At 69.1% G+C, this 22200-nt stretch carries 18 protein-coding genes; 9 read left to right on the top strand and 9 right to left on the bottom strand.

From position 1 onward, the window contains the following. Nucleotides 1–51: 51 nt before the first annotated feature. Nucleotides 52–684: a transposase gene (locus EV651_RS39390; protein WP_238157501.1), complete on the bottom strand. Its 633-nt coding sequence runs from the start codon at nucleotides 682–684 to the stop codon at nucleotides 52–54. Nucleotides 685–835: 151 nt separating this feature from the next. Between EV651_RS39390 and EV651_RS39385 the strand changes: the two genes are divergently transcribed. The 4 genes from EV651_RS39385 to EV651_RS39370 are packed head-to-tail and all read left to right on the top strand — an operon-like array spanning nucleotide 836 to nucleotide 4837. After that, nucleotides 836–1681: an NAD(P)-dependent oxidoreductase gene (locus tag EV651_RS39385; RefSeq protein ID WP_238157499.1), complete on the top strand. Its 846-nt coding sequence runs from the start codon at nucleotides 836–838 to the stop codon at nucleotides 1679–1681. Continuing rightward, nucleotides 1682–2947 carry an enolase C-terminal domain-like protein gene (locus tag EV651_RS39380; protein ID WP_133791004.1) on the top strand — a complete coding sequence of 422 codons (1266 nt, stop codon included), beginning with the start codon at nucleotides 1682–1684 and terminating at the stop codon, nucleotides 2945–2947. A 48-nt stretch (nucleotides 2948–2995) separates the two neighbouring features. Continuing rightward, nucleotides 2996–4261 (top strand): ROK family protein, encoded by a 1266-nt coding sequence (locus EV651_RS39375; protein ID WP_133791002.1) that lies wholly within the window; start codon nucleotides 2996–2998, stop codon nucleotides 4259–4261. A gap of 18 nt (nucleotides 4262–4279) precedes the next feature. Then, nucleotides 4280–4837 (top strand): GNAT family N-acetyltransferase, encoded by a 558-nt coding sequence (locus EV651_RS39370; RefSeq protein ID WP_133791000.1) that lies wholly within the window; start codon nucleotides 4280–4282, stop codon nucleotides 4835–4837. Between the two features lie 93 nt (nucleotides 4838–4930). Here the strand turns inward: EV651_RS39370 and EV651_RS39365 are convergent, their stop codons facing one another. The 3 genes from EV651_RS39365 to EV651_RS39355 all read right to left on the bottom strand — a co-directional run bounded on the left by EV651_RS39365 (nucleotide 4931) and on the right by EV651_RS39355 (nucleotide 11206). Further along, entirely contained in the window at nucleotides 4931–6019 is a 1089-nt protein-coding gene (locus tag EV651_RS39365) for a Gfo/Idh/MocA family protein (protein ID WP_133790998.1), read from the bottom strand. A gap of 68 nt (nucleotides 6020–6087) precedes the next feature. Further along, complete coding sequence (locus tag EV651_RS39360) at nucleotides 6088–9957, bottom strand: glycosyl hydrolase family 28-related protein (RefSeq protein ID WP_238157498.1); 3870 nt, start codon at nucleotides 9955–9957, stop codon at nucleotides 6088–6090. Nucleotides 9958–10093: 136 nt separating this feature from the next. Next, a complete protein-coding gene (locus EV651_RS39355; RefSeq protein ID WP_133790996.1) occupies nucleotides 10094–11206 on the bottom strand; it encodes a tyrosine-type recombinase/integrase in 1113 nt (370 codons plus the stop codon). A gap of 126 nt (nucleotides 11207–11332) precedes the next feature. Between EV651_RS39355 and EV651_RS41725 the strand changes: the two genes are divergently transcribed. Beyond that, a complete protein-coding gene (locus EV651_RS41725; protein ID WP_166658940.1) occupies nucleotides 11333–12526 on the top strand; it encodes a hypothetical protein in 1194 nt (397 codons plus the stop codon). An 83-nt stretch (nucleotides 12527–12609) separates the two neighbouring features. Here the strand turns inward: EV651_RS41725 and EV651_RS39350 are convergent, their stop codons facing one another. Further along, nucleotides 12610–13407, bottom strand: a complete 798-nt coding sequence (locus EV651_RS39350; RefSeq protein WP_133790994.1) for an NAD(P)H-binding protein — start codon at nucleotides 13405–13407, stop codon at nucleotides 12610–12612. Between the two features lie 56 nt (nucleotides 13408–13463). Here EV651_RS39350 and EV651_RS39345 point away from each other — a divergent pair, with 56 nt between their 5' ends. Then, a complete protein-coding gene (locus tag EV651_RS39345) occupies nucleotides 13464–13859 on the top strand; it encodes a helix-turn-helix domain-containing protein (protein WP_166658939.1) in 396 nt (131 codons plus the stop codon). A 45-nt stretch (nucleotides 13860–13904) separates the two neighbouring features. Here EV651_RS39345 and EV651_RS39340 read toward each other — a convergent pair whose 3' ends face one another. From EV651_RS39340 to pepN, 3 genes are all read right to left on the bottom strand, one after another. Then, the gene (locus EV651_RS39340) at nucleotides 13905–14312 is read right to left on the bottom strand and encodes a hypothetical protein (RefSeq protein ID WP_133790992.1); all 408 of its coding nucleotides are present in this window, start codon (nucleotides 14310–14312) and stop codon (nucleotides 13905–13907) included. 276 nt (nucleotides 14313–14588) lie between these two features. Beyond that, on the bottom strand, nucleotides 14589–15947 hold the full coding sequence (gene sepH / locus EV651_RS39335) for a septation protein SepH (RefSeq protein WP_133790989.1): 1359 nt from the start codon (nucleotides 15945–15947) through the stop codon (nucleotides 14589–14591). Between the two features lie 204 nt (nucleotides 15948–16151). Next, complete coding sequence (gene pepN, locus EV651_RS39330) at nucleotides 16152–18602, bottom strand: aminopeptidase N (RefSeq protein WP_133790987.1); 2451 nt, start codon at nucleotides 18600–18602, stop codon at nucleotides 16152–16154. 34 nt (nucleotides 18603–18636) lie between these two features. Between pepN and EV651_RS39325 the strand changes: the two genes are divergently transcribed. The 3 genes from EV651_RS39325 (at nucleotide 18637) to EV651_RS39315 (ending at nucleotide 21208) form a co-directional block, all read left to right on the top strand. Beyond that, a complete protein-coding gene (locus EV651_RS39325; protein ID WP_202870733.1) occupies nucleotides 18637–19581 on the top strand; it encodes an aldo/keto reductase in 945 nt (314 codons plus the stop codon). 115 nt (nucleotides 19582–19696) lie between these two features. Continuing rightward, nucleotides 19697–20458: a YaaA family protein gene (locus EV651_RS39320; protein ID WP_133790986.1), complete on the top strand. Its 762-nt coding sequence runs from the start codon at nucleotides 19697–19699 to the stop codon at nucleotides 20456–20458. A gap of 108 nt (nucleotides 20459–20566) precedes the next feature. Further along, the gene (locus EV651_RS39315) at nucleotides 20567–21208 is read left to right on the top strand and encodes an HNH endonuclease family protein (protein WP_133790983.1); all 642 of its coding nucleotides are present in this window, start codon (nucleotides 20567–20569) and stop codon (nucleotides 21206–21208) included. On the opposite strand, the gene EV651_RS39310 is transcribed toward EV651_RS39315, so the two are convergent. Beyond that, complete coding sequence (locus EV651_RS39310) at nucleotides 21205–22152, bottom strand: MarR family transcriptional regulator (RefSeq protein ID WP_133790981.1); 948 nt, start codon at nucleotides 22150–22152, stop codon at nucleotides 21205–21207. The genes EV651_RS39315 and EV651_RS39310 overlap by 4 nt on opposite strands. Nucleotides 22153–22200: the final 48 nt, after the last annotated feature.

The following is a 22200-nucleotide window of genomic DNA, read 5'->3' as shown; positions in this document are numbered from 1 at the left end:
CCAACGGTCGACAGATCCAAGCCAGGACACACCGGTCTGCTCTCACGCGAGTCAAACCGCGGTCCGGGACAGCACGCCATCATCCTCACAGCTCTCACGATTCTCTGGTGCGCAATGCCCGCAGTCGCTGCATGTCTGCGACGTGTACGCAGGGTGGACTTTCTCGACCCGTCCGGGTCCTTTGTCCTGCAAACGGCGTACCAGGCCACCCCATCCGTTGGCGAGGACCGCCCGGTTGAGACCAGCTTTCGCTCGGCGTCGGTTCGGCAGGTAGACATCTGGGCGTTCGGGGTCGGGTTTGGGTTTGGGACGCCTGGTGAGCTGAACGATTCGCAGGTCTTCGACACGGATGACGTCGAATCGCCGGGCAAGCTCGGTGCTGGTCTTCTCCACCCAGTCCTTGCGCCGGTTCCGTGCCCGAGCGAACAGCTTCGCGACCGCCGCCTTCACCTTGCGGCGTCGGGCGGAGCCGCTGCGACAGCGAGCGAGGCGTCGCTGCAGGCTTTTGAGTCGGACAGACGCAGCTCGTGCCTCGGTAAGCTGCCGACACTGCTCAGTAAAGGTCGGTGCCGGGCCCCGGTCCCGTCTCCACATCGACCATTGTTCGAGCGCCAGGTTCCAGACGTACCGGGCATGCCTGCACTGCTCGAACAGGTCGCACCGCTGCACAGGCGAGGGGTACATGCGGAACCGCGACATGCAATCGATCCAATCATCCGGAACCGACAGTTCCGAATGTCGGAATGGAGGACCTGTGGATCCTCTCGAGTCTGACCGACAGAACCTCCTCGATTCTCCCTCCTTCACCTCTTCGCTCAACGGTCGGCGGGTCCTGGTGACGGGGGCCGCCGGCCGGATCGGGCTGGTCACGGTCGAGCATCTGAACGGGTTGGGTGCCAAGGTGACCACGCTGTCGAACGTCGAGCACCCGGATCTGAAGGCGGACCGGGTGCTGATCGGAGACACGCGGTCCGAGACGGACGTGGCGCATGCCCTGGAGGGCGCGGAGTACGTCGTCCACCTGGCAGCGCTCCCGCACCCCTCGGCCGGTACGCCGTACGAGGTGTACTCGATCAACGTGGTGTCGACGTTCAACGTGCTGGCCCAGGCCGGTGCGCTCGGCATCGACCGGGCCGTGATCGCGAGCAGCATCAACGCGACCGGCGTACCGTTCAACCCGCACGAGATCCGGCCGCCGTACTTCCCGTGGGACGAGCAGGCGGCGAGTGATGTCGGCGACGCGTACTCGCTGTCGAAGCAGAACGACGAGAACACCGCGCGGATGGCGTGGCGGCGATGGGGGATCGACGTGGTCGCGTTCCGGTTCCCGCACGTGAACTCGCCGGAAGTGCTGCAGCAGATGTCCGACCATGTCCGGGAGCATCCGGGCAGCGGACTGCGGGAGGGGTGGAGTTACCTGGACACCCGAGACGCGGCGTACGCCGTGGAGCTCGGACTGACCGCGCCGTTGTCGGGCGCCCACACCTTCTTCGTGACCGCGAGCACCACCACTGCGCCGTACCCGACCGAGGACCTGCTGGACGCGTACGCGCCGGACGTGCCGCGGTCGCGCCGGTTCGCCGGACGCGAGGTGCCGATCGACCTGACCGCCGTACGGACCGTGCTCGGCTTCGAGGCCCGGCACGAACTCGACCTACCCACCCTCTCCCTGGAGCACTGAATGCCGCATCACATTCCGGCGAACTTCGACCAGCCGTGGCCCGTGCGGGACGACCTCCGGATCCGCGAGGTGAAGGCGATCGTCACGGCACCGCAAGGCATCCCGCTGGTGGTCGTGAAGATCGACACCACCGAACCGGGCCTGTACGGGCTCGGGTGCGCCACGTTCACGCAGCGCTGGAAGGCGGTCCAGACGTTCGTCGACGAGCACCTGTCCCGGCTGCTCGTCGGCCGCTACCCGGGTGACATCGGCGACCTCACCCGGCTGGCGTCGTACTCCGGGTACTGGCGCGGCGGACCGGTCACGAACAACGCCATCTCCGGCATCGACCAGGCGCTGTGGGACATCGCGGGCAAGCGCGCCGGCATGCCCGTGTACGAGCTGCTCGGCGGCAAGGTCCGCGCCGCCGCCGACACCTACATCCACGCCAGCGGCAAGACGATCGAGGACACGATCGACCACGCGCAGAAGCTGATCGCGCAGGGCTGGCGGCACATCCGGCTGCAGATCTCCACACCGGGCGGTGGCGGGTACGGCGCTCCGCAGGTGCCGACGCTCTACCCGGACGCGCCGTACCGCAACGGCTGGTCGGCGCGGGACTACCTGCGGACCACGCCGGAGCTGTTCGCCGAGGCGCGGCACGCGCTGCCCGACAACATCGAACTGCTCCACGACGTGCATTCGCGGCTGACGCCGAAGGAGGCTGTGCTGCTGGCTCGTTCGCTCGAGCCACACCGGTTGTTCTTCCTCGAGGATGTGCTCGCGCCGGAGTTGTGGGACCGGCTGCCCGAGGTCCGGGCCGCCTCTCCGATTCCGCTGGCCGTGGGCGAGCTCACGACGTCGTTCGGCGACGCGGTTCGGCTGATCCGGGACGGCGGCGTCGACTTCATCCGCTCGCATGTCTCGGACATCGGCGGCCTCACCCCGGCCCGCAAGCTGGCCGATCTCGCCGAGATCTCCGGCGTACGGACGGCCTGGCACGGTCCCGGCGACACGTCGCCGATCGGCGCTGCGGCGAACGTCGCGCTGGACGTGACATCGGTTGCCTTCGGCATCCAAGAGGGGCACATCTACAACGAGGCGACGTACGAGGTGTTCCCCGGAACGCTGCGGATCGAGGACGGCTGGCTGCGGCCGAACGACGCGCCCGGCTGGGGAATCGACATCGATCTGGAGGCAGCGGCTCGTTATCCGGCGGAACTGTCCGGTCACGACGAGTGGGCGGCCGGTGTACGGCGGATCGACGGTGCGCTGGAAGCACCGTGATTCAGCAGTACGATCACGGCCAGTGAGGGACGAGACCGGGAGGTGGCGATGAGCGATTCGGTCGAAGGGCTCGCGGAGCTGCGGCGCGCGGGCGCGAACCAGTACGACCTGGGCTCGTTCAACGAGGCCGTGATCATCGAGACGATCCGGCTGGCCGGCATCATCAGCCGGACCGAGATCTCCCGCCGTACCGGCCTCACCCAGCAGTCGGTGTCGCGGATCCTGCGTCTCCTTCTCCAGCAGGGGTTGCTGGTGGAGGAGGCGCAGGAGCGCGCTGAGCGGCTCGGCAAGCCTCGGACTCCGGTGCGGTTGCGGTCGAAGGCCGCTCATGCGGTTGGCATCCATATCGATCCCGAACTGCTCACCGTTGCCGTGGTCGACCTGGACGGCACGATCGTGCGGCGCGAAACGGTCGACCTTGCCGAGGACCTCGCGGCGGACCAGTTGATCGACCTGACCGCGGCCACGGTGAACGCCGCACTCAGCATCAGCCAGGTCGACCTCGCGTCGATGCTCGGTGTCGGCGTCGCCGTACCAGGCCCGATCGACGCGGACGGGACCCTGCTCGCGCTGCCGTTGCAGCCGGCCTGGCGCGGGTTGAAGATCCGGCAACTGCTGCAGCAGAAGCTGAACCATCCGGTGCTGGTGGAGAAGGACGGTACGGCGGCCGCGATCGGCGAGCGGTGGATCGGCCGGTCGGCGCGGGCGCGGGACTTCGCGTACCTCTATCTCGGCACCGGCGTCGGCAGCGGCCTGATCCTGAACGGCTCGATCTACCGCGGCGGCACGGCGAACGCCGGCGAGTTCGGGCAGATCGCGGCGCTGCGGATGGGGGAGTGGGACCCGGACAACGGGCCGCGGATGGTGCCGGAGTGCAACCCGACGGCATCGCTGCCGGTGATTGCGAGCGAGTTCGGGTACGTCGAGACCGATCCGGCCGCGACCGACGAGGCCAAGCGGTACCGGGCCGTGTGCAAGGCGGCGGCCGACGGGAATGCCGCGGCGGTGAAGGCGGTCACGCAGGTCGCCCGGGTGATCGGGCAGGGCGCGGTCGGCCTGGTGGATCTGCTCGACATCGACCTCGTGGTCCTCGGCGGTCCGGCGTACGGCAAGGAGATCTCGGAGATCCTGCTGACCGAGATCGGGCGCGCGGTGAACGCGCATCCGGTCGCCCGGGAGACCCGGCCGGTCGCGGTCGAGGAGTCGATGCTGCAGACCGACGCGGCCGCGGTCGGGGCGGCGTCGACGATCTTCCACGACGCGTTCACCCCTCGGGTCTCGGGATCGAGTCAGGCACGTAGGCTGCCCAAGTGATGAAACAGTGATGGAACAGTGATCGAACCCCGCCCGCTGACGCCGGACGTCGAGCTCCGGATCGCGACCCTCGACGACGCCCCTGCCCTCGCCGACGCGCAGACCCGGAGCCGCGAACATCTGCGGCCGTGGGAGCCGGTGCGGGACGAGAAGTGGTTCACCACTGCCGGGCAGGTGGAGCGGATGACGTACCAGCTCGAGCGCTACAAGAACGGGCTGGTCGTGCCGTGGGTGCTGGCCTCGGACGATCGGATCGTCGGCCAGATCACGTTGAGCGACCTGGTCCCCGGCCCGTTCCGCAGCGCCGCCCTCGGCTACTGGCTGGCCGTCGACGTACTCGGCCGCGGCCTCGCCACCCGCGCCGTCGAGGCGGTCGCCGAGATCGCCGACACGGAGCTGAAGCTGCACCGTATCGAGGCCAGCACGCTCACCGGGAACGTCGCCTCCCAGCGAGTCCTGCAGCGCACCGGGTTCACCCAGATCGGCATGGCTCCGACGTACCTCCACATCGACGGCCACTGGCAGGACTGCAACCTCTACCAGCGCATCCTGAACTCTCGCGAGCCCGGCGCGTAGGCGGATCCCCAGGCCATCACAATCGTTGTCGGCTCAGCGTGGCCACGCTGAGCCGAGTCCCGCTCGGCACATTGTGATGGCCTGGAGATCCAGTCACCTCGGTGGGAGGCCGACGCCGCGCGACACATCCACGTCGTCGTAGCGGCCTTCGAGTACGTCGAGGAACTTCACCGGGCGTTGCAGGGTGGAGGCGATGTAGACGGCCCGCACTGTGGCGAGCGCGTCGATCGCGTCCTGCACGGTGATGGCCGGCGGGGTGCCGTCGGCGATCGCCTTGAGGATGTCGTCGTACTGCGCCTTGTGGCCGCCGGGACCGCCCACGTCGACGGGCTGGTCGTCGGTGGAGCCGTCCACGTTCAGCCGGCGGAGGCGGTCGTCCTCCACCTCGGCGCCGCCTTCGGTGCCGTGCACGGAGACCCGGGTACGGCCGCCGGGGAACGCCGCCGTGGTGGCGTGCAGCGTGCCGACGGCGCCGCTCTCGAAGGTGATCGTGGCAACGACCGTGTCCTCGACCTCGATCGCGTGGTGGGCGGCCCGCAGCGCCTGGGCCTGGATGCTCACCGGGCGGCCCATGAACCACAGCATCAGGTCGACGGTGTGGACGCCCTGGTTCATCAGCGCGCCACCGCCGTCCTGCGTCCACGTCCCACGCCAGCCCGCGGACGCGTAGTACTCGTCGCTGCGCCACCAGGCCACCGTCGCGACGGACGACGTCAGCTGCCCGAACCGCCCGGCGTCGATCGCCTGCTTGACCACCGCGCTGCCGGCGTCGAAGCGGTGCTGGCTGATCACCGACGACAGCACACCGTGGCTCCCGGCCCGGGTCGCCGCGGCGCCGAGGCGGCGGGCCCGGACCAGGTCGACGTCGAGCGGCTTCTCGATCACGACGTGCTTCTTCTCATTCAGTGCCTGCTCGGCCAGCGCCGCGTGCGTGCCACTGGGGGTGCAGATCGCGACGAGGGAGACGTCCGACCCACCCAGCGCGGCGGTCAGGTCGGCGTACACCTTCGGCTCCGGCTGCCCGAGTTCGACCAGTTGTGCCTTGAGTGCCTCCGCGGCCGCGGCGTCACCGTCCACCAGGGCGGTGACGATCGCGTCCGGCCGTTCCGCGATGGTCTTGGCGTGGGTGCGGCCGATGATGCCGCACCCGACGATCGCGACCTGCTGTTGTGTGTCAGCCATCTCGCTCCTACTTCGGTGTCAGAGGGTGACTTGGAACTCTCGCCTACTGCGCGGCGCAAAGTCCCAAGTCACCCTCTAAAGTTGGCTATCAGTTTCTGGTCCGCGGAGACGGTGAAGGTGTACGACGGCGTTGTCGACACCACGGTCCCGTCCACGGTCCAATCTCGGAAAACGCTATCCGATCCTGGCGCTGCCGTCACGGTGACCTGCGCGCCGACCTCGTACGTTCCGGGCTCGGACTCGTTTCCGGTGATCTTCACAGTGCCGTTCCCGTTCGTCTGGACGGCAATCGTGCGCTGGACGACGTTGATGACCATCACGTTGTGCAACGTGGCCGGTCCGCTCAGCGTGGCGCCGTTGTAGCGGGCAAGGTTCGTGGCCTCGACGTCGCCACTCACGACCCGCACGGTGTGCCCGTCGCCGCCGAGGTTGTCGGTACCCAGGTTGAACGCGTCCACCTGCCCGGAGTTCACCACGAGGCCGTCGTGGAACCCGTACGCGAACACGTTGAGCAGTGTCAGCCCGCTCGCCCCGTCGACGGTGACGATCTTGGCGGTCCTCCGCATGTACTTGTCGATGACGAGCTCGAAGATGCGGCCCTCGTTCATCCAGTACGGCTGCTGGTACCCGACCCGGGTGACCGCGTTCCCGTTCGAGAGCACGCCCTCGACGCGGCCGTCGCGTCCCGGGCCGATCGCGATCGCGTGGTCGAAGAACGCCCCCGCGACCTTGCGGACCACGACGCCGTCGCCGCTGAGGTCGATGCCGTTCCAGGCGTTCGGGAAGCCGGCGTTGATGACGTAGTTCCCGCCTGCGTGGCCTCGGACGGCGTACGGATAGGGGACGACGCTCTTGGCCGGGTTGTTCTCCGGGTAGAAGATCCGCAGTCCGCGGATACCGGCGCCCTTCCCGGAGAACGTCAGGAGAGCGGTCGCCGACTCTCCCGCGCCACGTCCCTCGAACGCCTGCAAGACCGTCCCGCCGCTCGCCCCGCCCTGGTCCCGGTTCGGTACGGCGGAAGCACCGCGCAGCTCGACCGTCGCCGGAACGCTCAGATGCGTACCGATCCGGTACCAGCCGGCGGGCAGGTAGACGATCCCGCCGCCCTCACGCCCGGCGCGATCGAGCACCTTCTGCACCGCACGCGTCGCGTCGGCGGCCGGCAGGTACCCGACCCCGTGCGGCGCCTCCACGACGTACAGCTTCTGCACCGGCTTGGGCAGCGGCTTCTGCGTGTACGTCGGGGCGCTGCCGGACATGCGGTGGATGATTCCGGTTTGTGCGCCAACGACCTCCGTACCGGTGATCTTCACGTAGCCGCGGGAGTTGTTGGTGATCCCGCCGTCGACGTGACCGCCCGCCAGGGTGAGTCCCCAGCGGTCGTCCATCACGTCGACGAGCAGCCCGGTCCCGGCCCGGCGTACGTCGGGTTCCAGGAAGCTGCCGGTGAACTGGGCGCGCTGGCCCGCGACGACGTGGATGCCGACGGCGTAGTCGGAGAGCATGATCCGGTAGAACTGGTCCCACTCGAGGTCGCCGAGCACCAGGCCGGTGCCGTGCGCCCGGGTCCACGCGTCGAGGGCGGCCCGGGACGGCGGGTGGAAGGCGGCCGGCGCGGACGACCAGTACGAGTTGCTGAAGGCAACGTTCTCCCAGGTGCCGACGTCGGCGCCGTTGTAGGCGCGGGCGCCCTCGAACAGCGCCGTACCGCGAACGTTGCGGATCGTCGTCGATTCGTGGACCTGACCCGAGCTGGGGGCGTTGCCGTGGTCGTTCGGCATCGTGCTGACGCCGATGCCGCGGTACGAGTTCAGCATGGTGACGTCGGAGACCGTCGCCATCATGTAGTTCTCGTTGCCGATCCAGGCCCCGCCGGGGATCTCGAACGTGTAGTTGTACGGGACCGGAGTGTTCGCGCTCTGATGCGGGTAGTACGTCGTCACGCCGAGAACGCCCGCGCTGCCGCCGATCCGGAACAGGCTCGGCCCGTCGTCACCCGACGGCAGGTCGGCGACGATCACCGTGCCCGTGCCAAGCTTCTGACGGTGGTCACCACGGAGACTGCAAAACGCGTGCACCTCGATCGTGTCGGTCACCCTGTACTGCCCGGCCGGCAGCCACACCGTTCCACCGCCCGCATCCTGACAGGCGTAGATCGCCTGCTGGATCGCCTTCGTGGAGTCCCGCCTGCCACTGCGGTCGGCGCCGAACTGTGTGGCGTCGAAGTCCGCGACAACGCCGTCCTCGGTCGGATTGCTTGTCGCCACGAGCCGCGGCTGCGGCTTCACGACCGGCGCCAGCCGCAGCTGCAACTCCTTGACGGCAAAGGAATCGGCCCCGGTCATCGCGACCCGGACGTACCGCGCGCTGACCGTCGCGAACCGCGTCCGGCTGAACTGGTTGCCGCCCGGCGACCCGATCCGGCCGGCGCTGACGAACGTCCGGCCGTCGTTGGACACCTGCACGGAGTAGTCAGGGGAGGACGCGTCGCCCCATTCGACCCGCACATCGTTCACGGGACGCGGCGCGCCGAGATCGATCTGCAGCCATGAGTCCGCACCACCGGTCCATACAGTCTGATGGTCGTTGTCGTTGACCTGAGCAGCCCCGGTCCCACCGCTCGCAGTCGCCGTACCGTCGTCCGCGAAGTTGGTGTCCACGACCGACGCTGTGAACGCATCCAGCTTGGCCTGCAACGTGGTGAGCGCTTCCTTGACCTGTACGTCGGTGACGCCCGGAGTGGACGCGATCGCCTGAGCATTGTCGATCGCGTCCTGCAGGATGGCGCGGCTGCCGGCCGGGTACTGCCCGTCGCGCGTCCCTTCGCGGGCGGCCTTCTCGGTGCGGGTGGCCTGACCGATCAGGTCGACGAGCCCCTTCGTGACGTCGAGTGTGGTCGCGACCTTGGCGACGCGTACGGCGGCGACCTTGAGATCGACTGCGCCGTCGCCGTTGTGGATCCGGAAGTCGCCGCCGTTCGAGCGGTTCGTCATCACGGCATCCGGCAGCGCGAACGTGTACGTCTTCCACGTCCTGGTGTCGCCGTACCGAACGACCTCGGAGTTCTTGAACTTGTCCGGGATCGTCTCGCCGGGGGAGTCGTAGTGCAGACCGAACTGCCCGCTGCCCTCGTCGAAGTAGTCGATGCTGACCAGCACCAGACTGCGGTTGTCGTACAGGTAGGTGTCGGCAACGTTCAGGTAGAAGAAGTTGGTGCCCGGCGCCGGCGCGGTGCGGTCGGTCTGCCAGTACGGGCGACCTTCCTGGACGCCGGTGATCAGGTGTGAGGCGTCGTCACCGGCGCGCGGGCTGATCCCGTTCTGGACCGGCGTCGCGCCGAGCTGCACCGACGCTCCCGCCGTACTGATCCGCAGGCCGGCGATCGTGATGTCGGCGCTGCCGAACAGGCGGACGTCGGCGTCGCCGAGACGGTTGGTTAACGCGATGCCGGTCAACGAGAAGACGCCGGTCTTCCACTGGGCGGTGTTCGTGAGCTGCACGTCGGTGGTGTCCTGCTGCGGGTCGGCCTCGGCGTCGTACTGGAGTTCGAGCGTGCCCGAGCCGCTGTCGAGATAGGTCACCGTCACCAGGACGTCGTCGGTGCCGATCTCGTCGACGTAGTCACTGTCGACATCGAATTCCAGATACCCGGTGCCGGCGGCCTGGTTGGTCTGCCAGTACGTGCGACCTTGTTCGGTCCCGGTCCGGAGACCGGCCGGGTCGTCGCCGGCGGCGGGCTGTACGCCGAGCGTGGTCGGGGTCGGGCCAAGATCGGCACCGACCCCACTGGGATACATGGTGGCAGCGCGCGCCGACGGCAAGGCGAGAACGCTCGTGAGAAGCACGACGGGAAGAACCCGCGCGAGCAGACGTCCGGAAGCGGGGAGCACAACCCCCATGACCCGCCGCGCCGGAGGCGCGGCATCAGATACAGACATGCGGAAACCTCCAGGTGGCGGACCGGAGTACATGCGAGGGCAGCTGCGCGGATAAGTTAAACCAAGCGTGTTACTTAATCAAGAGCCTGGCTTCGAGGCGCCCGGGTGGGCATCTGGGCGAGCGCCCGGGTGGGGTTCAGGTAGGGGTCTTGAGGTGGCGGGGCACGGCCGTCATGACGCGGCCGAGGTCGTCGGTCAGCGCGGCGACCCGTTCGGCGCGGCCGTCGTCGTCGATGTAGATCATGACGGTGCGGACGTCCGCGTGCCCGGACAGTTCCTGGAGGTCTTCGGCGCTGTGACCGCGGCGCTTCTGGTCGGTGATGGCGGTGGCACGCAAGGAGTGCGGGCCGACGGTTTCCGGGCGGGGGATACCGGCCGCTCTGGCCAGGCGGCGAAGCAGCCGGGTGACGTCGTGCCGGTCGAGCCGATCGCCGTCGGCATCGGCGATGAGCGGGACCGGTCCCGTCCCGGTCCAGGCCGGACGGCTCGCGCGGTAGAGGTCGAGAAGCTCGGCCACAGTCGTCTCGAGTGGTACGCGGATCGACTTCCCGCCCTTGCGGGTAACGACAAGCCATGTACGCCGGCCCTCGTCCTGCCGGTCGGCGTCGTTCGCACCGCAGAGCTCGGAGACTCGCAGAGCGCCGGTATAGAGGAGGCCGACGACCAAGGCGTCGCGGACGTCACCCGCTGCGGCGAGCAACGCGGCAACCTGTTCAGCGTCCAGGACACGCGCCGACGTGGCGCGCCGTCCGCGGTGGAACTTCGGTCGGTGGTCGTCGTCGGAGATGGGGGACACCACGGGCAGGCCCCAGCCCGCGGCGTACCGGTACAGGCTGGACAGCGTCGACAGACGGCGTGAGACCGAGGACGCGGCCGCCCCCGCGTCCTGCTGACCGGTCAGCCACATCGTCACCTCGCCGCGGTGCAGGTCGAGACCGAACCGCTCCCGGCCGAGCTCACGGCGGGCCCAGTCGGCCCACAGCAACAGGTCGTCGGCATACCCGATCCGCGTGTCGCGACTTGCCCGCCTGGTGCCGCCGAGCCACAGCACGACCAGCGCGGTCAGCTCCGGGGTCAGGGCTTCGGCGAGCAGGTCGAGGCGGTCGACGGGGGCCGTACCCCGATCGTGGAGGGGGCGTCGGCGGCCGAGGACGCGGCGTACGGCAGCTTCCGTCGTCGCATCGGGTCTCGGGAGCTCAACGGCAGTCTCCGTCGGGCGGAACACGAGCGGCGCCGGCAGATCGTCCACAGGAGAGAAACTAGCGCATAACGGGGATTATGCGCTAGTTCAGTTCAGTTTCGTTGTGTCAAGATTCGTAGACGTTACCCATACTCAAACCGGAACTTTATCGACGAAATCCGATAGGGTGGCGTCATGACGACGACGGAGGCGGAAGCCCTCGCGCGGGCCCGGGCGGGGCTGTGCGAGTTCCCTGGGGTGAGTTGCGCGAACCCGAAGCAGGTTGATCCCGGCACGCCGGGGCGACCGCCGAAGTACTGCGGCCGTGAAGGCGCAGGCGTCGACGGCAAGCCGGTCGTCCACAACAAGGCGAACGCGTGGGCCGCGAAGAATCGGCTGGCCAGACAACCGGTGCGCTCTGACACCGCGGCTCCCGGCTCCGAACCGGTGCCGGGCAGGGTGACGGCGGCCCGGATGACGCTCGAGCAGTTGATGAAGAGCAACCTGCCACGCTTGGTGGACGAGCTGGAGGGATACCTCGCGCAGTTGGCGGACGCGGTCCGCACGTACGGCGACGCGGAAGCGGTCGCGGCCGAGGTGGAGCAGTTGCAGGCGGAATCGCGTGCGGAGCTGGCTGACCTCGAGCGGCGGCGTGGGGAGGAGGAGCACCGGCGTCGGAAGGCGGAGCAGCAGGCTGCTGAAGCCGAGGACGCGCGGGAGGAGGCCGACGAGGCTGCCCGGGAGGCCGTGGCGGCGCTCGACGAGGCTCGCGTCGATGTCGCGGTCGCCGAGGAAGCGGCAGAACGGGCTCGGCGAGAAGCGGCGGCCCTGCGTGAAAGCGCCGCCGCTGAGGTGGAGCAGCTGCGGCAGGAGATGGTTGTCGTCCGCGAAGCAGCAGCTGCGGAGGTGGAGCAGGTGCGCGCCGAGGCCGAGCAGCGGATCCGCGACCTTCAGGCCACGGCCGAGGAACAGCTCCGCCAGGCCCGTGGCGAGCTCGAGGCCGCACGAATCGCCCAGGCCGCAGCTGAGGCCGAACGCCACACCGGGCAGCAGACCGCAGACCAACTCCGCACCGAGCTCCACCAGGAACGCGAGCGACACCGGGCGGAGCTGGACGCCCTCCGCACCGAACACCGCACCGACCGGGAACAGCTACGAGCCGACCACCAGGCCCAACTGGCCGACGCCAGGCGATCAGCCGAAGACCGCGTCGCCGCCCTGGCCGCCGCCCAACGAGCCGCCGAACAATTCGCCGAATCCCTCCGCGACCAACTCGCCACCCGCTCCACCCCGCCACCTGACGCGGAGGAGCTGACGACCGCGCCGCCGACCACCGGCACGAAACAGAAACCCCGCGACCACGACAACCCACCCACGCCCGCGGGCTAACCGCTACGCCGCCGCCACAGGAGCCTGTGCCGCCGCGCCAGGCGACTGTGCTGGACGCCGCGGCAACAGGCTGTGCTTGTGGGTCAGCGGAAGGCGGCTAGGTTGCGGGTTAGCCAGTCGGTGAAGGTGTGGGGTGGGCGGCCTAGGACCTTCTCGACGTCGGGGCTGATCGCTTGCTCGACCGGTGTGGGGGTACTGAGCACATCGAGCGTGGCCTCGACGACGGCTGCCGGCATGAACGCGAGCATGCCGGCCCGAGCCTCGTCCCGGCTCAGCTCCGTGAAGCTGATCGGCGTACCGATCGCGTCCTGGATCGACGCCGCCTGCTGGCGCGGTGAGATGGCCGCGGGACCGGTCAGCGTGTAGACGGCGTTCGCATGGCCGGTGTCGCGGAGTGCCGCCGCGGCGACCTCGGCGATGTCCTGCGGGTCGACGGCCGGTAGCGCGACGTCCGCGAACGGCGCGGCCATCGCACGCCGGGTCCGGATCGACTCGGCCCACGCGAAGGCGTTGCTGGCGAAGTTGCCAGGACGCAGGATGGTCCAGTCGAGACCCGATCCGGTCACGGCGTCCTCGTGCACCGAAGGGTGGCGCCCGGTGGTGACCCCTTGGGACGAGAGCAGCACGACGCGCGGCACGCCGGCGTTGCGGATCACGTCGACGACGGGCCGGAGGTTGCCGCCGGCAAGGAAGTCGGCGGAGGTGAGCAGGAAGACGGCTTTCGCGCCGTCGAGGGCCGGTGCGAGAGTTTCGGGACGGGTGAGGTCTGCCTGGTGGCCGTCGCCGTGCCGTGACACGGGGACGACGTCCTCGCCGGCGGCGGTCAGGATCTGGACGAGTGGGCGGCCTACGTTGCCGGTTGCTCCGGTGATTACGATCATGCTGATGACGCTACTGGCCTCGGGATAGTAGGTACCTAGAGGATAGTATTGGATTTGTGAGCCAGAACACAGCAGTTGATGCGGCAGTCGATCCCGTGCAGGCCTGCCCGATCGCGCCGGTCGTCGACCTGGTCTTCAGCCGGTGGACGACGCCGATCCTGTGGACGCTGAACGAGTACGGCCGGCAACGGTTCGTCGAGTTGCAGCGCCGGATCGGGGTGATCACGCCGAAGGTCCTGACGCAGCGCCTGCGTCAGCTGGAACGCGACGGCCTGGTCACCCGCACCTACCACGCCGAGGTCCCGCCGCGGGTCGAATACGACATCAGCCCCCTGGGCCGCAGCCTCGCCCCGCTCTTCCACTCCCTCGCCGATTGGTCCCCCAACCTCGCCAAGGTAGAGGCGGCCCGCGAAGCCTTCGACACGCACGAACCCGCCCACCGCCGCCCCTGACCCCGCCAGCCCGTTCCGCACGCGACGGGATATCCGGCGTTGTGGTCAGGCGACGCCGACGAGGTCTCGGGTGCGGAGGGTGTCGAGCAGGGTGAGGAAGTGCGTGGTGGCGTCGGCGAGGCGGAGGAGGCCGGCTTCGTGGTGGCGCCAGCCGAACTCGAGTTCGCCGTCGATGGTGCGTTCGTCGAGCGGTACGGCGTACCGGCTGAGCGTCACGCGGGCCGGTCCGGTCTGTGGGTGATGGTCGCCGCAGCCGCACTCGGCCGGGATGGTGATCGTGGTGAGGGCGTCGGGGGAGTAGCTGCGCAGCCGGAGCGTCGTACCGCGCGCCGTGAACCGCACGATCGTGGCGTCAGGCAACTGGACGAGCAGCTCGACCGGTACGGCGTACGAACCGGGAAGGAGCCGGAGACCACGGGATGCGAGCAGATCGGCGAGAGCCGGGAGATTCATGCGAATTCCTGTGAGTGCTGTGTGTCGGCGGGCGGGCCACGGAAAAGGTCAGGGCCTCGTGCGCCGGGAGCCGGCGCGCGTCAGCGACAACAGCAACAACACAGCATCTGCATGCCGAAGATGATGGCAGAGCACTCCTCTCCTGCCAAACACTGTTCGCGATGCGAGACGACTGTCCGTGATGGGCCGGTCGAAGAACTTGCTGGCGGGGTGCAGCCGGTCGCCGGCAGGGGTGTCGCACCCTGCCGGGTGGTGTCGGCCCACCGCAACGTCCGGTCAGTCGGCTTTCTTGCCGAACATGATCTCGTCCCAGCTCGGCACGCTGGCGCGCTTACCCCGGCGGGCGGGCTTCTTCTTGGGCTCGGCCATGGTGTCGTCGGTTGCGGGCTGGGTGGTGTCGGCGCTGTCGGGCAGGTCCGGTTGCACGGTGGCTGCCGGGGTCTGCTCGGGAGTGGTCGGCGGCTCGGGGGTTGCCGGCTCGCGGACAGGGTCCGGGCGGCGAGCTTCCGACGGACGGGCTGCCTGCCGCGGTGCTGGTTCCGGGCGCTCCGGGCGAGCAGCCTCGGGGTGGTCGTCCGGGGTGGCGGGGGAGGCGAAGGCGGGTGGGTCGGCGGGTCGTTCGACAGCGCGTACGGCGGGGCGCGGGGCCGGGGGCTGGTCGACCGGTACGTCGATCAGCGTCGGCTCCTCGTCCGGGTCCGGCACCGAATGCACCCGCCGCGGACCTCGATCCGCTTCCCGTGAACCCTCGCGCGCAACCTCACGCGGATACTCACGCCCACCATCACGAGCGTCCCGAGTATCGCGGGACTCCAGGCCGAACTCGCGGCCGTCGCCGGCTGCATCACTCCCGCTGCCGCGGGGGGCAGGGTGGTTGCGGCGGCGGAGGCCGACGGTGTCCTCGAAGCCTGCCTCGTAGCTGTCGGCGCCGTGGTCGGGGGCGATCAGCGGGTCGATGTCCGCGACCGCGGTCAGCCGCCGCTCACCAGGCTGCGGCTGCACCGGCGTCGTTGTCGTCACCTGCGCCTGCTCGCCGACGAGCCAGCGCGCCTCGTCGTCGTCGGGCACCGCGTACCGCCCGGGGGCGTCGTACGCGAACATCGCGATCTTCTCGTCCTTCGGCTCCGCCCCAGAATCGGCACTGTCCTCGGACTCGACGAAGTACGACACCCGGACGGCCCAGCGGCCGTCCTCGCGCCGCCACGCGTCCCACTCGGCCGAGGCCGGGTCGACGTGCCGCGTCCGCAGCCGGTCGGTGACCCAGGCGCCGAGGTTGCGCGTGGGTGCGTCACCGCCGCCGCGACGACGCACGGAGGCACGCTGCGCGAGGCTGGCGATGTGGTCCCGCTCGGCCAGAACGGGGCCGGCGAACGCCATCACGCGTTCCATCGGCATCTGGGCGACGGCAGCGACCGCCTCGGGACTTTCGCCGGCGCGGATACGAGCCTGGATGTCTCGTGGGCGCAGCGCGCTCTCCATTTGAATCTCCAGCTGGCCGAGTCGGGCACGGTCGCCGCGGAGGGCCGCACGCAACCGGTCGTCGACCGGTACGGCGAACTCCTCACCCGTCTCTGCCATCGCCAGGATGAGCTGATTCCCATCCTGGCTCAGACCGACGAGCCTCGCCTCGCGCATTGACCTTGTTCTCCTGTGCGGTTCTAGACAGTCTCTCCCGGACGCTGGGCCTGACCAAGACCGGCGCGCCGTGCCGCCCGGTCATTGTGGAGGTTACGTCACGAAAACACATCTTGCCTGGTCACCAGGGTCCTCCTGATCACACCAGTCACATTAGTCACAACACGGTGTGACTGCTAACGACTCGTCAGCTCTGCAGCTGACTCAGAAGGCGGATCGCACCGCAAGCGCACGCTTCAGGTCGTCGACGCTGTCGCCGACGGATCGCCGGATGCCGGCCGCGACAGACTCGTCCGCGATCAGGTCGGCGGCCCGGTCGACGACGCGCTGCTCGACCGCGTACCTGGGGAACGCGAGCTTCGCGCTGGTTGCCACGACCCAGCCGGAGCGCAGTTTCTCGGTGCCGGCGATCTCCGCGAAGTACCGGTCGACGTACGGCGCGGTGAGTTCGGCCTGCGTCGGGTACCAGAACCCTTCGCACGCGGCGTACAGCTCGTAGTTGGCGATGTCGGCGTCGGTGGTGATCTGCGCCCACGCCCGCTCCTTCGCGGCGGCCGTCGGCAGCGCGGCGCGGCAGCGGGTGGCGTGGACGATGCCTTCGGACGACGAGTCCCGTTCGAGCTCGGCGTCGATCTCGGCCTCGCCGATCGCGCCGAGACGGGCCAGCTGCAGCGTCACGATCCAGCGCAGGTCGGCGTCCATCGTGACGCCCTCAGGTACGCCCTGGCCCGCGAGCCAGCCCTGCAACCGATCGACGTCGTCGCTGAATCGCGCGAACCCGCGGGCGACCGACAGTTGCACGCTGCTTCCGGCTTCGACGGTCTCCAGACGCGCACGCAGTACGTCGGCCAGCTGCCCGCGGTACGGCTCGTACGGCAGGTAGACGCCGAGCAGGTGGGTGTTCGACCAGTTCAGCAGCGTCCCGACCGCGATGTCGCTGGTCTCGGTCGGCAGCATCCCGAGGACTACGTCGAACCCGATCCTCGGGTCCAGCTCGGCGTCGGCGACGGCGTCCCGCACGCTGTTCAGGATGACAGCGCGCGTCACACCGTCGTCGATCTTCGGCAGCAGCGTCGCGAGGTTGTCCAGGCTCACGGAGTCGAGCCGGATCTTCGCCCAGCTGTCGTCGCCGGCGTCCGGGATCACGACCGCGAGGGACGGGTCCAGGTCGACGTCCACCTCGTCGGCGTCGATCAGTACGTCGACCGTCGTACGGCGGCCCTCCGTGTCGTACCCGCCGACAGTCAGCTTGTGCGGCCGCGTTGCCGGGTAGGCCTCGGGCGCCTTGCGGTGCAGCTTGATGCCGGTGGCCGTCCGGGCGACGCTGATCGTGTCGACGCCCGGCGTCCGCAGCCAGGCCAAGGCCCAGTCGTCCAGACCGACCGCGCCGGCTTCGGTCCACTTCGCGACCAAGTCGGCGAAGGTCGCATTGCCGAACTCGTTGGCGACGATGTGCGCGTTGACGCCGGCCAGGAACACGTCGTCACCGAGGTACGCCGCCAGCTGCTTGAGGACCGCGGCGCCCTTCGCGTAGGAGATGCCGTCGAAGTCGTCGAGCGACGCGAGTGCGTCCTTGACCGCGTCTGCGGCGACCGGGTGGGTCGAGGACCGCTGGTCGGCCTGCAGACCCCACCACTTGCGCATGTAGGCGAAGTCGATCCAGTTGTCGGTGTACCGGGTCGCCTCGGTCGACACCCGGTGCGCCATGTACTCCGCGAACGACTCGTTCAGCCAGAGGTCGTTCCACCACTTCATCGTCACGGTGTCGCCGAACCACTGGTGCGCCATCTCGTGCACGATGGTCCGGGCCCGCTGGCTGCGCTCGCCGTCGGTGACCGCCGAGCGGAACACCATCTGGTCCCGGAACGTCACGCAGCCCGGGTTCTCCATCGCGCCGGCGTTGAACTCCGGGACGAACGCCTGGTGGTAGTCGCCGAACGGGTACCGGTACCCGAACATCCGGTGGTACGCGTCGAAGGACTGCTTGGTGACCTCGAAGATGTCCGCGGCCTCCCGGTCGAGCGCGTCCTTCAGCGACTGCCGCGAGACGACGCTGAGCGCGATGCCGTCGTGCGAGTCGGTGATCTGGTGGTACGGCCCGGCGACCACGGTGACGAAGTACGTCGACAGCGGCTTGGTCTCGGCCAGCTCCCAGCGACCGGGGGAGACCTGGGTCGCGGCGCCGTTGCCGAGCACCAGCCACTCTTCCGGAGCCGTCACCTTGAATCGGTACGGCGCCTTGAGGTCGGGCTGGTCGAAGCACGCGAAGATCCGCGGGCCGGCGTCGAGGAACGACATCGCGTACGTGTAGGCGAGACCGTCGGCGGCGTCGACCGCACGGTGCAGTCCCTCGCCGTCGTGCGAGTACAGCATCGACGCGACCACGACGAGTTCGTTCTCCGGTTGCAGGCCGGTCAGCTCGAGCCGCCCGTCGTTCAGTCCGGCCACGTCGACCGCCGTACCGTTGAGGGTCACGGAGATCAGCTCGTCGGGTTTCACGTCCACCCAACTCGACGACTCCGAGGCGGTGAACCTGATCGTGGTGGTGGACCCGAACGTCCGCTCGCCCTGGGTGAGGTCGAGGTCGACGTCGTACGACTGGACGGAAAGCGCGGCGGCCCGAGTGCGGGCCCCGTCGACGGTGAGACTCGGCATGAGGGCCACTGTATGCCGAGACTAGGCTGAGCACATGGGCGATATGGAGTACCGGCAACTGGGTGACTCGGGTCTTACGGTGAGCGTTGTCGGACTGGGGTGCAACAACTTCGGTCGGCGGCTCGATGCGGGCCGGACGGACGCGGTGGTGAACGCCGCGGTCGACGCGGGGATCACGTTGTTCGACACCGCGGACATCTACCGCGGCGAGCACGGGTTCAGCGAGGAACTGCTCGGCAAGGCGCTCGGTGCGCGCCGCGACGAGGTCGTGATCGCGACCAAGTTCGGCGGTGACCTCGGCGGTGTGAACGGGCCCGACTGGGGCGTGCGCGGCTCCCGCCGATACATCCGCAAGGCGGTCGAGTCGAGCCTGCAGCGGCTCGGGACCGACTGGATCGATCTCTACCAGCTGCACTTCCCGGACCCGGTGACGCCGATCGAGGAGACCCTGGCGGCGCTGTCCGAACTGGTTGCCGAGGGCAAGGTCAGGTACATCGGCAGCTCGCAGTTCGCCGCCTGGCAGGTGGTCGACGCCGACTGGACCGCCCGGTCGAACGGCCTGGAGCACTTCATCAGCGCGCAGAACCAGTACTCGCTGCTCGAGCGCGACGTCGAGGACGAGCTGGTCCCGGCGTGTGAGCATCTCGGGCTCGGCATCCTGCCGTTCTTCCCGCTCGCCTCCGGTCTGCTCTCCGGCAAGTACCAGCGTGGTGCGGCGGCGCCCGACGGCTCCCGGCTCGCGACGCAGCCCGACCGGCTGGCAGGTGCGGACTTCGACAAGATCGAGGCGCTCGAGACGTTCGCGGCCGAGCGCGACCTGACGATGATCGACGTCGCGATCGGCGGCCTCGCGGCGCAGCCCGCGGTCGCCTCGGTGATCGCCGGCGCCACGACACCCGAGCAGATCACCCAGAACGTCGCAGCCGGCCGCTGGGACCCGACCCCCGCCGACCTAGCAGCCCTGGACGAACTCACGTGACTGTGTTGAATGCCGCGCTGCCGCGCGGCGGGTCATGGGGCTGTAACTCCCGGCCTTCCCTCGTCGCTCCGGTCGCTTCGCTCCCTGCGCTCCTCAGTCCAGGCCGGGAGGCCCCATGACCCAGATCCTTCTGCCGCCCTCCGAAGGGAAGACTGGACGGGCGCGTGGGCGTGCTGTCGACTTCGGTACGTTGTCGTTCCCGGAGCTGAACCCGGTGCGCGAGCAGGTGCTCGAGACGCTGGCGAAGGTCTCCGCATCCGCCGACGCCCACGACGTACTCGAAGTCGGCGCCTCGCTGCGCGACGAGGTCGAGCGGAACACCCGCTGGCGCACCGAACCGTCCGTGCCGGTCTCCGAGCTGTACTCGGGTGTCCTGTACGACGCCCTCGGCTACTCCACGCTCTCTGCGGGAACGAAGCGCCGCGCCGCGAATCGCCTGCTCGTCATCTCGGCGGCCTGGGGCGCGCTGCGGCCCGCCGACCGTGTCCCGCCGTACCGGCTGTCGATGGGTACGACGCTGCCGGGCCACGGACCGCTGGCGTCGGTATGGCGCGATCCGCTGAACGCCGCGCTGGCCGGCGTCGACGGCGTGATCGTGGACTGCCGGTCATCGACGTACGTCGCGCCGTGGCGACCATCCGGCGACCAGGCGGACAAATGGGTCTCGGTGAATGTGGTGCGAGAACGCGACGGTGTGCGGTCGGTCGTCTCGCACAACGCGAAGCACACCCGCGGCCTGGTCGCGCGGCACCTGCTCGAGTCCGGCAAGGATCCGGGAACGCCGAAGTCACTGCACAAGCTGATCAGTGAGCGCTGGAACGCCGAACTGGACCGCGCCTCGACCGGCTGGACACTGACCGTCGTCGAACACGACTGACGTTCACTGGACTGTAACTGGTGGGTGGTTTCCTGCAGCGCGTGATCGGGGAAGGCTGAGGGCAGCAACGTCAGGGGGGATCCGCCCTAACCCTCGGAGGCCTGACCGATGCGACGCCGGACCAGACGTACGACCGCGCTACTGACAACCTTGGCCGCGGCAACGACCGCGTGGACGCTGAGCGCCGGACCGGCGCTGGCGTACCCGCCGACCCCGCCGTCGGCGAGCACCGCCGCGACCCAGCTGGCGAGCCTGGCCGTGAAGGCGGAGGGTTCCAGCGACGGCTACAGCCGGGACAAGTTCCCGCACTGGATCACCCAGTCCGGCACGTGCGACACCCGCGAAGAGGTGCTGAAGCGGGACGGCTCCGGTGTGACCGTGGACAGCAGCTGCCAGCCGACCGCCGGCCGCTGGTACAGCGTGTACGACTCGACCTGGGTGAACGATTCCTCGGGCGTCGACATCGACCACATCGTGCCGTTGTCCGAGGCATGGAAGTCCGGCGCGAGCGCGTGGACCCAGGCCAAACGCCAGGAGTTCGCGAACAACCTGACCATCTCGCAGCTGATCGCGGTGACCGCGTCGAGCAACCGCTCGAAGGGCGACAAGGACCCGTCGGAGTGGAAGCCGCCGAACACCTCGGTGCACTGCATCTACGCCCGCGAGTGGATCTGGGTGAAGTACACCTACAAGCTGTCGCTGCAGTCCGCGGAGAAGACAGCACTTACACAGATGCTTGGCACCTGTTAGTCCTCGAGTAGGTGGCGGCGCTGGGCCTGGATGCCGGCCTGGAAGCGGGTTCGCGCGCCCAGCGTCTCCATCAGCTCGGCCACCCGGCGGCCGACGGTCCGGCTGCTCAGCGCGAGCTGCCGCGCGATGGCGTCGTCCTTGAATCCGGCGGCCAGCAACGTCATCAGCCGCGCGTCCGTCGGGTCGGCCTTGGCGGCCGGGACCACGGGCACTGCCTGGTCCCACAGCAGCCAGAACATCTCGATCAGCGCGTCCAGCAACGCGCAGGGGTGTACGACGAGAGCGCTGTCGACCAACTGGTCCACCGACAGCGGCAGGAGCGCGATCTTCCGGTCGAACACGGCCAGCTTCATCGGCACCTGCGGATGCACGCGCGATGTCTCGCCGGCGTCGGCCGCGCTGTACGCCTCGTCGACGCCGCCCGGGATGTCGAGCGAGTCGGGGGAGTAGATGCCGTGGACGACGACCCCGTCGCCGAGCAGCCCGCGCACGGTGCTGTCCGATTCGGCGGCCTGCGCGGCGTACGGCGGCCGGTCGAGGACGAGCAGCTGGTGCTCGGTCCCGTTGAGCAGCTGCGCGAACCGGGCGGCGATCGCTTCCTGGCCGACGATCACCTCGACCAGGTTCTCCGGCCGGTACTGCTCCTGCGTGCTCAGCTCGGACAGCAGCACCCGGGCCTCGGCGCGCACCCGATCGAGCTCGGCCCGGCGTACGGCGACCAACGCGTCGACCGCGACGTCCGGACGGGTCGGGAGCAGGCGGAGCGGGTCGTCGGAGGTGCTGGTCAGCAGGCCGAGCTTCTCGAGCCGGCCGATCGTCGCGACGACCTCCTGCTCGTCACGGCCGAGCTGGTCGGCGAGCTCGCGGACGCCGCAGCCCGGGGCCGACAGCAATGCACGGTACGCCTCCTCATCGGACGGCTCCACCCCCACCGACTCCAGCATCCGATCAGGCTATCTCGTCGGTTGGACGGACTCGACCGGTTTGGCTAC

The organism is Kribbella sp. VKM Ac-2571, assembly GCF_004362255.1.
In the GTDB taxonomy this organism is placed as follows: Bacteria; Actinomycetota; Actinomycetes; order Propionibacteriales; family Kribbellaceae; genus Kribbella; species Kribbella pratensis.
Note: the sequence above shows the minus strand (reverse complement) of the source record. Positions and strands in the feature narration are given on the sequence as shown.